Below are 7,646 nucleotides of genomic sequence, written 5' to 3'. Positions count from 1 at the left end.
CAGGCGGCGTGTCGGCGCTTCGTGCTCGTGTGCCGCAAGCTGGGGCTCATCGCCGCCACTGCCCAGAACCTGCGCAAGGTCGCCAAGCTGATCCCGATGCCGGCACAGCCGCTACCCGCCTGAGCCGGATCCGCGCCGCTCGGCCGCCTCAGACCAACGTCACGCCACCGCCCAACCCCCACTTCTTCAACACAATCGCCCAATAGCGGACATCGGCTCCAATCGGTAGGGTCGCACGATGCAGGAACGGCGACAGTAGTTTGGCCTTCGCGGACGGAAAGACAGCTTGTGGTTGCGGAAGCGAACCTGCGAGCGAGCGGGCTTAATAATCCGGACACAGCCGAGCCGCCACATTCGGTTCGGGTGTGCAGCTTACCTCGTTGCAATTCCCGACGGGGACTCTTGGCCCAGAGAGCTATCATGACGGCTTTGAGATTGGAGAGATCAAGGAAGCGGCTGAAGCTGGTCACATAGCAAGTGGCCTGAAGGCGCATGCGGGCAGAAACGCGTATTGGTCAAACCATACGCTTGCCCGCATGATGAAGGCGAAGGTCCGATAACCACAACGTCGGGCCGTTCGCGTGCGACCTCGCCGCCGCCGAAAGCGGTTAGGGCGCAGCCGCCAAGTTGCGAAAACCCGCTAATGCGAGCAATGTCCCCTGATGACATGGAAGCGATTTGCTCTCGCCGCTTTGCTCGCGGCCGCCACGCTCCCCCTTGCTTTCTTCTTGTCTAAGGCGGCACTCACCCAGTGGTATATGCACACCGATGCACGCGGGGACGGGCAGGTCGGCCTGTCCGTATTATTTGGCAGCCTGTTTAACGCGCTAATCTGCGGGGCGGTGATGTTCTGCGCCGTCATGTTCTACGGCCGTCGATCTCGGTAGCAGCCGTTCCGCTTTTTCCACCCACAAGCAGACGTTCGGGTGTTCATCTTGGCTCAGCGCAATGGCAGCCTGCGACCCCGAAACGGCTCCGGCTGGCAGCCGAGCACCGGGTCGAAGCGGACGGTGCGGTGCGCGATCAGCGGGACATAGGCGGTGATCGCCTTCGCGCCCGCATCCTCCTTCAGCCGGATCGGCGCCATGCCCGGCTCGAAATCCTTGTAGCAGCTCGTCAGCGGCCGGTTGCCCATGTAGCGGCAGCCGCACGCCACGCGCGCGGCATAGCCGACGCCGAGCTCCAGTTGCGGCCGCTTGCCCTGCACGTAGCGCCAGCCGCCGGCCAGCACCGCCGCGAGCAGCGCCAGCACCACCAGCCCGATCCGTCTTGCCCTCATCGCGGGCGAGCCTAAGCTCCTCACCATGCGCCTGCCAAGCCTGTTGCTCGTCCTTGCCGCCGCCGCGTCCGCCGGGTCCAGCGCGCCGCCGGCCGATCCGCTCGCGCCGCTGTTCGCGCCCGGGCTCGGCGAGACGCGCGCGGCACTGCTGATCCGCGACGGGCGGGTGATCGAGAAACGCTATGCGCCGGGCTATGGCGACGCGAACCGCTTCATCAGCTGGTCGATGGCGAAGACCGTCACCGGCATCCTGGTCGGCGCGCTCGTCACCGACGGGCGGCTGCAGCTGGATGCGCCCGCGCCGATCGCCGAATGGCATCGCCGGGCGGACGACCCGCGCGGGCGGATCACGCTCGGGCAACTGCTCACCATGTCCTCCGGGCTGCGGCATACCGAGGTCGGCGATCCGATCGAGCGGTCCGACACCAATCAGGTAGAGTTCGTCTGGGGGACGGACGGCATGGCCGCCGCCGCGATCGCGCAGCCGCTGACGGCACAGCCCGGCACGCGATGGGAGTATTCGACGCTCACCGCCGACATCCTGGCCGAGATCGTCACCCGCACGCTGACGCCGAGCCATGATCCGCGGGTCCGCGCCAAGGCCTACCAGGCGTTCGCGCAGGCGCGGCTGTTCGGGCCGGCGGGGATCGGCAGCGCCGTGATGGATTTCGACGGCGCGGGGACGCAGGTCGGCGGGTCGCTCATTTACATGACGCTGGACGATTGGGGGCGGTTCGGGCGGCTGCTGATCGACGGCAGGGGACCTGACGGGCGGCAGGTGATCGCGCCCGCCTGGCTCGACACGATGCGCCGGCCGGCGTCGACCGCGGGCAATTACGGCGCGCAGACCTGGCTCAACCGCCCCGCCGCGCCGGGACAGCCGGTGATGTACCCCGGCGCGCCGGGAAGCACCTATTCGGCGGAGGGGCATCTCGGGCAGCATGTGGTCGTCGTGCCGGAGGCGAAGCTGGTGGTGGTGCGGCTGGGGAACACGCCGGAGGGCGACATCCCGGGCAATCATGCCGCGATCGGGCGGATCATCGCGGCGGAGACAGGGCGGTGATCCGGACAGGCAGGGCTGCCGCCGCAGCGAAGCCGCGTCGTCGGTCGAGCCTGAGGGCTCGCCGGCCGGGCTGGCGCGAGTCGGGCGGGCGTGGCCGCCTGCCGCGCTGCGCCTAGGGCAGCAGGAACGTCCCCTCGATCACCGTGACGCAGGCGCCGCCGAGCACGACGCGATCACCCCGTACCTCGCAGGTCAGCCGGCCGCCGCGGGCGCTGGCCTGGAAGGCGGTGAAACGGTCGCGGCCGAGGCGCCTGGCCCAGTAGGGGGCGCTCACCGCGTGCGCCGAGCCCGTCACCGGGTCCTCGTCGATGCCCGCCCCGCAGGCGAAGACGCGGCTGACGATGTCGGTCTGCGATCCCGGCGCGGTGACGATCGTCAGCACGTCGCCCTCGGCCGCGAGCGCGCGGAAGTCGGGCGCGAGGCCGAGCACCGTCGCCTCGTCCTCGACGACGATCAGGCCGTAGTGCCTGGGGTGCCACAGCGTCTCGACCGTTCGCCCTTCGAGCCCCAGGCCCGCGACGATCGCAGGCAACGGCTTCGGCGCGGGCGCCCAGGCCGGCAGCTCCAGCTGGTAGCCGGCGTCCGCGCGCGCGACCGCCAGCACGCCCGCCTGGCGGGTGCGGAAGGTGACGGCCGTGCGATCGTCCGCGGAGGACAGCACGAAATGCCCGCTCGCCAGCGTCGCATGGCCGCACAGCGCCACCTCGGTCGCTGGCGTGAACCAGCGCAGCTCGTAATCCGCCCCACCCTGATCCGGGCCGCGCGCGTCGGGGATGAGGAAGGCGGTCTCGCTCAGGTTGTTCTCGGCCGCGATCGCCTGCAGCGTCGTGTCGTCGAGCCATGCGGTCAGCGGCATCACCGCGGCCGGATTCCCGCCGAACGGGGCGTCGGCGAAGGCGTCGATCTGCGCGAACGGGATCCTCAAAACCGCTTCCCGAACCAGTGCGGCGTCACGTCCGCCTCGACCAGCGGGTTGTCGGTGTCGACATGGCCCTCGGGATCGAGATGGATCAGCACCTCCACCTTGGGGAAGGCGCGGCGCAGCGCCCCCTCCATGCTCTCGACCAGATCGTGCGCGTCGCCCACCGTCAGCGCGCGGTCCACCTCCATGTGGAACTGCGCGAAGTCGTGCGCGCCCGAGCGCCGGGTGCGGAAATCGTGGATGCCGCGCAGCCCCGGCTGGCGCGCCGCCACCTCCAGGAACGCCGCGCGCTGCTGCTCGGGCCATTCCTTGTCCATCAGCTGGTCGACGGCGTTGGAAGAGGCGCGGATCGCCCCCCAGGCGAGCCACAGCGCGATGGCGATGCCGAGCAGCGGATCGGCGCTGCGCCAGCCGAGCTGCTGATCGAGCACCAGCGCCACGATCACCGCGGCGCTCAGCACCACGTCGGACTGGTAGTGGATGTTGTCGGCGAGGATCGCGACCGAGCCGGTCTGCCGGATCACGCGGCGCTGATAGGCGAGCAGCACCAGCGTCGCGGCGATGGCGGCGAGCGACACGGCGATGCCGAGCCCGGCCTCGCGGGTCGGGGCGCTGCCGCCCAGCGCCAGCACCGCGCGCCAGGCGATGCCGACCGCCGAGGCGGTGATGAGCATGATCTGGAACAGCGCCGCCAGCGCCTCCGCCTTGCCGTGGCCGAAGCGGTGGTCGTGATCGGCGGGCTCGGCGGCGAGCTTGACGCCGTAGAGGGTGACGAGGCTGGCGAGCAGGTCCAGCGCGGTGTCGGCGAGGCTGCCGAGCATCGACACCGAGCCGGTCGCCCAGGCGGCATAGCCCTTGAGCGCGAGCAGCCCCGTCGCCATTGCGACGCTGGCCAGCGCGGCGCGGATCGCGAGCGGGATCACGCGGCGGCGTTCGTCGCTCGTCATGTTCTTGCCGTCATGGGTAGAGCATCCCTTCCGTCCACCCGTCCCCGGCGCGGGTGAAGACGCGGCGTTCGTGGAGGCGGTGCGCACGATCCTGCCAGAACTCGATCACGGCCGGCGCGACGCGATAGCCTCCCCAGAAGGGCGGCCGCGGCAGGTCCTGTCCCTCGAACCGCGCCTGCATCTCGCCGAACCGCGCTTCGAACGTGGCGCGGGACTCGAGCGGGCGCGACTGATCGGAGGCCCAAGCCCCCAACTGCGAGTCGCGGCTGCGCGACGCGAAATAGGCGTCGGACTCGGCGTCGCTCGCCAGGCTCACCGGCCCCTCCAGCCGCACCTGCCGCCGGAGCGACTTCCAGTGAAAGAGCAGCGCCGCCTGCGGGTTGGCGGCGAGGTCCGCTGCCTTGCGGCCCTCCCGATTGGTGTAGAACACGAAGCCGTCCGGCCCGTGCCCCTTCAGCAGCACCATGCGCGCCGACGGCTGTCCACGCGCGTCCGCCGTCGCCAGCGCCATCGCGTTGGGATCGTTCGGCTCGCTCGCCTTGGCTTCCGCGAACCAGGCGTCGAAGAGGGCGAGGGGATCGTCCATCGCCGCGGCGATAGCACCATGCCCCGATTTGCTGAACCCACTTCCCGCCCGTCGCGTGCGTCAGGTCGCCAGCGCGGCCTTGATCAGCTCGCGCAGGCCGAACCTGCCGTTCTCCATCAGCTCGGCGTCGGGCGTCCAGCGCGGGTGTTGCGCCACGTACGAACTGGAATCGGCCAGCATCAGGCCGACCATGGTCTCGGCGACGATGCGGCCGCCGACGGGCCCGAGCAGGCGCGCCTCGCACGTCTTGGTGCCCTGGCTCGTCATGATCGGGACCGGCTTCTTGACCGCTTCTGCGAGCACATAGGTCCATAGCGGACAATTGTCGGCGAACACGGGGTCGATCTCCGTGATCGGCGTCAGCGGGTCACTGCCGGTAAACTTGCCGATATTGATCGCCAGATCGAGCAGCGGAACTTCGCCCATCGCGCGCGCCACGGCCTGGCCGCTGGGTAGCCGCATTCGCCAGCCGCGCTCCAGATTGCGCAGCGCCAGCGCGTCCGGGTCCGCGCCGATCGTCGAGGGCAGGTGGCCGAGCGGGTTCACCAGCGAGGTGTCGATCTTGTACGCCAGTTGCACCCGGTTGTTGTTCCGCGGATCGTGGACTTCGGGGTCCTCGGTGCCCCAGTCGAGCTGCTCCAGATCGATGAAGAAGCGCCAGTCGATCGCCCAGTCCGCCGGAAGCTGCCGGAAGCCCTTGAGGTTCGGGTGGGTCGAATCGCCCGCGAAGATGACGTGCGGGTGTTTCAGCGTCGGATTGAGCTGGTATTCGGGCCGCACCATCGAGTGCCCGAAGCGATAGGCCGCCGCGGAGAACTCCAGCGGCATGAACGCCTCGTTCCTTGGTTTGTAGAAGCGCAGCTTCGGCGGGTCGGTGACGAGGTCCGAGCCCGCCGCCACATGCGGCAGGACCTCCTGGAGCACGGTGTCCGCGACGATCGTCGGCAGGAAGTCGTTGAGGACGACCCATTGATAGTGCCAGCGCACCGCCCGCTGCGCCGCCGCGAAGTCGCCGTGCTTGTCGGCCAGGTGGTTATGAAAGCGCAGGAACAGCCCCTGGAGCTGGGAGACGATGACGTTCTCGTCGTTGCGCGGATCGCCGATGATCGCCCGCCTGGCGGGATGCGCGCCGGCCGCCGTCGGCGCGGGACTGCTGCGCGGCAGATCGTGCGCATGGGGATTGTGCGCCGCGCCGGTCAGCGCGCGACCCAGGTTGAAGTGCAGCCCGTCGCTGTAGAGATAAGGCTGGTCGTCGGGGCCGCGGCCGTAGACATTGTCCAGGTCGAAGCGCGGGGTGCGGTAATCGACCAGCGCGTCGGGGTCGTTCTGCTTCTGCAGGCTGCTCGCCGGATCGAAGGTGAGGTCGTGGTCGACGAACTGGCCGAAATAGGTGAAGGCGGCGGGGATGCCGCTCTCCTCGGCGTCCGGGCCGTTCCTGATCGGGTCGGGAGCCGCCAGCATCGCCGCGGCGAGCTTCTTCAACGCCGCCAGATTCGCAGCCTCGTCGGCGCCATAGTCCGCCGGCGGCAAGGCGCGGAAGATCCTGCCGAACGGGCCGCCGAACAGGACCGAGCTGCGCGACAGATCGGCGCCGCGAACGCCCCCGTGCGGGCGCGGCAGTGGTGCAACAGCCATAATCCCTCCCTGGCCCCGAAAGGACACGGCGCCGACCAGGCGGTCGGTGCCGCGGCTCGCCGGGCGCTGAGACCGGAGCCATTGATCCAGGTTTATCACGCTGCACGCGGGCGGGATTGGACATAAACGGCGTGGCGGGGCGACGGTCTCGCCGGCATTGTTCCCGTCATGCGGCGGCGGACGCCGGCAGATCGAGCTTCGCCCGCACCGAGCGCCGCGCCGCCGCCAGCAGCGCCTCGGCGGGTTCGGCAGCCATCACGCGGGCGAGCGCGACCGCGCCGACCATCTCCGCCACCGCCGACGCGGCGCGGGCCTGCGGTTCGTCGATCCCGCCACGCTCCAGCAGTCCGCCGACGCGCCCGATCATGCGGACGATCGCGGCGGCGAAGCGCTCGCGCGCCTGTTCGGGCAGGCGGTGCTGCTCGCCGGCGAGGGTCGGGGCGGGACAGCCGCGCGCGCGCCCGTCGCGATGCGTCATCGACAGGTAGTCGTCGACGTAGCGCGCCAAGACCTCGCGCGGGTCCGCGTCGGGATCGGCGAGATACGTTGCGGCGCCATCCGCGAACATCCGGTCGATCGCGTCGGCGAGGAACGCGTCCTTGGACGGCCAGTGCGCATAGAAGCCGCCATGCGTCAGCCCCGCGCAGGCCATCAGCGCCGCGACGCTCACCCGTTCCGGCCCATCGGCGCGGATCGCGGCCGCCGCCGCCGCCAATACCCGCTCGCGGGTCTGCGCCTTGTGCTCCGAACAATAGCGCATACGTCCTCTCTTGAAACTTTCCTCTTGTTATATGACCAGTGTCATACTACCGCACTGCACAATGAGCAATGATGGCGTTCAAGGTCCCACGACCTGCCGCAGCGCTGCACCCGACCTTCCTAGCAGAGGAAAGCACAGCATGACGAAACTTGTCCTGGCGCTCGCCGCCGCCACCGTCCTCGCCGTCCCCGCTCTGGCGCAGACGGGCGCGCCGATCCGTGTCACGCTGGCCGCGCCGGCCGCCAACAACACGGTGAAGGCGATCGCGACCACCTGGACCTGCACGGGCGCGTCCTGCACCGGCCCCGCGATCAACGGCCGCTTCGGTGACGCCCGGGGCTGCCGCGAGATCGCCAAGGCGGCTGGCGCGGTAACGTCCTACGAGGGCGAGAAAGGTCCGCTCGGCGCCGACGATCTGGCCAAGTGCAACAAGAGCGCCAAGAAGGCGAGCTGA

At 69.7% G+C, this 7,646-nt stretch carries 8 protein-coding genes; 2 read left to right on the top strand and 6 right to left on the bottom strand.

Features of this window, described 5'->3' with window-relative positions:
- Positions 1-940: 940 nt before the first annotated feature.
- Positions 941-1,279: a hypothetical protein gene (locus ACFE64_RS06720; RefSeq protein WP_375391688.1), complete on the bottom strand. Its 339-nt coding sequence runs from the start codon at positions 1,277-1,279 to the stop codon at positions 941-943.
- Positions 1,280-1,304: 25 nt separating this feature from the next.
- Between ACFE64_RS06720 and ACFE64_RS06715 the strand changes: the two genes are divergently transcribed.
- Complete coding sequence (locus ACFE64_RS06715) at positions 1,305-2,342, top strand: serine hydrolase domain-containing protein (protein WP_375391687.1); 1,038 nt, start codon at positions 1,305-1,307, stop codon at positions 2,340-2,342.
- 112 nt (positions 2,343-2,454) lie between these two features.
- On the opposite strand, the gene ACFE64_RS06710 is transcribed toward ACFE64_RS06715, so the two are convergent.
- The 5 genes from ACFE64_RS06710 to ACFE64_RS06690 form a co-directional block, all read right to left on the bottom strand.
- A complete protein-coding gene (locus ACFE64_RS06710) occupies positions 2,455-3,267 on the bottom strand; it encodes a PhzF family phenazine biosynthesis protein (RefSeq protein ID WP_375391686.1) in 813 nt (270 codons plus the stop codon).
- Positions 3,264-4,211, bottom strand: coding sequence for a cation diffusion facilitator family transporter (locus tag ACFE64_RS06705; RefSeq protein WP_375391685.1), 948 nt, complete (start codon positions 4,209-4,211; stop codon positions 3,264-3,266). The genes ACFE64_RS06710 and ACFE64_RS06705 overlap by 4 nt, the downstream gene beginning before the upstream one ends.
- A gap of 10 nt (positions 4,212-4,221) precedes the next feature.
- A complete protein-coding gene (gene pdxH / locus ACFE64_RS06700; RefSeq protein WP_375391684.1) occupies positions 4,222-4,797 on the bottom strand; it encodes a pyridoxamine 5'-phosphate oxidase in 576 nt (191 codons plus the stop codon).
- A gap of 60 nt (positions 4,798-4,857) precedes the next feature.
- Positions 4,858-6,432 carry a heme peroxidase family protein gene (locus ACFE64_RS06695; RefSeq protein ID WP_375391683.1) on the bottom strand — a complete coding sequence of 525 codons (1,575 nt, stop codon included), beginning with the start codon at positions 6,430-6,432 and terminating at the stop codon, positions 4,858-4,860.
- A 166-nt stretch (positions 6,433-6,598) separates the two neighbouring features.
- Positions 6,599-7,192: a TetR/AcrR family transcriptional regulator gene (locus ACFE64_RS06690; protein WP_375391682.1), complete on the bottom strand. Its 594-nt coding sequence runs from the start codon at positions 7,190-7,192 to the stop codon at positions 6,599-6,601.
- Between the two features lie 139 nt (positions 7,193-7,331).
- Between ACFE64_RS06690 and ACFE64_RS06685 the strand changes: the two genes are divergently transcribed.
- Positions 7,332-7,646 carry a hypothetical protein gene (locus tag ACFE64_RS06685; protein ID WP_375391681.1) on the top strand — a complete coding sequence of 105 codons (315 nt, stop codon included), beginning with the start codon at positions 7,332-7,334 and terminating at the stop codon, positions 7,644-7,646.

The sequence above is a fragment of the uncultured Sphingomonas sp. genome (genome assembly GCF_964250165.1).
In the GTDB taxonomy this organism is placed as follows: domain Bacteria; phylum Pseudomonadota; class Alphaproteobacteria; order Sphingomonadales; family Sphingomonadaceae; genus Sphingomonas.
The sequence above is the reverse complement of the archived record's forward strand: the minus strand, read 5'-3'. Positions and strand labels throughout refer to the sequence as shown.

Bases quoted from the DNA above. Each gene is read 5' to 3' on its own strand.
- ACFE64_RS06720 (WP_375391688.1), bottom strand. From the start codon at position 1,279: ATGAGGGCAAGACGGATCGGGCTGGTGGTGCTGGCGCTGCTCGCGGCG.
- ACFE64_RS06695 (WP_375391683.1), bottom strand. From the start codon at position 6,432: ATGGCTGTTGCACCACTGCCGCGCCCGCACGGGGGCGTTCGCGGCGCC.
- pdxH (WP_375391684.1), bottom strand. From the start codon at position 4,797: ATGGACGATCCCCTCGCCCTCTTCGACGCCTGGTTCGCGGAAGCCAAG.
- ACFE64_RS06715 (WP_375391687.1), top strand. From the start codon at position 1,305: ATGCGCCTGCCAAGCCTGTTGCTCGTCCTTGCCGCCGCCGCGTCCGCC.
- ACFE64_RS06685 (WP_375391681.1), top strand. From the start codon at position 7,332: ATGACGAAACTTGTCCTGGCGCTCGCCGCCGCCACCGTCCTCGCCGTC.
- ACFE64_RS06705 (WP_375391685.1), bottom strand. From the start codon at position 4,211: ATGACGAGCGACGAACGCCGCCGCGTGATCCCGCTCGCGATCCGCGCC.
- ACFE64_RS06690 (WP_375391682.1), bottom strand. From the start codon at position 7,192: ATGCGCTATTGTTCGGAGCACAAGGCGCAGACCCGCGAGCGGGTATTG.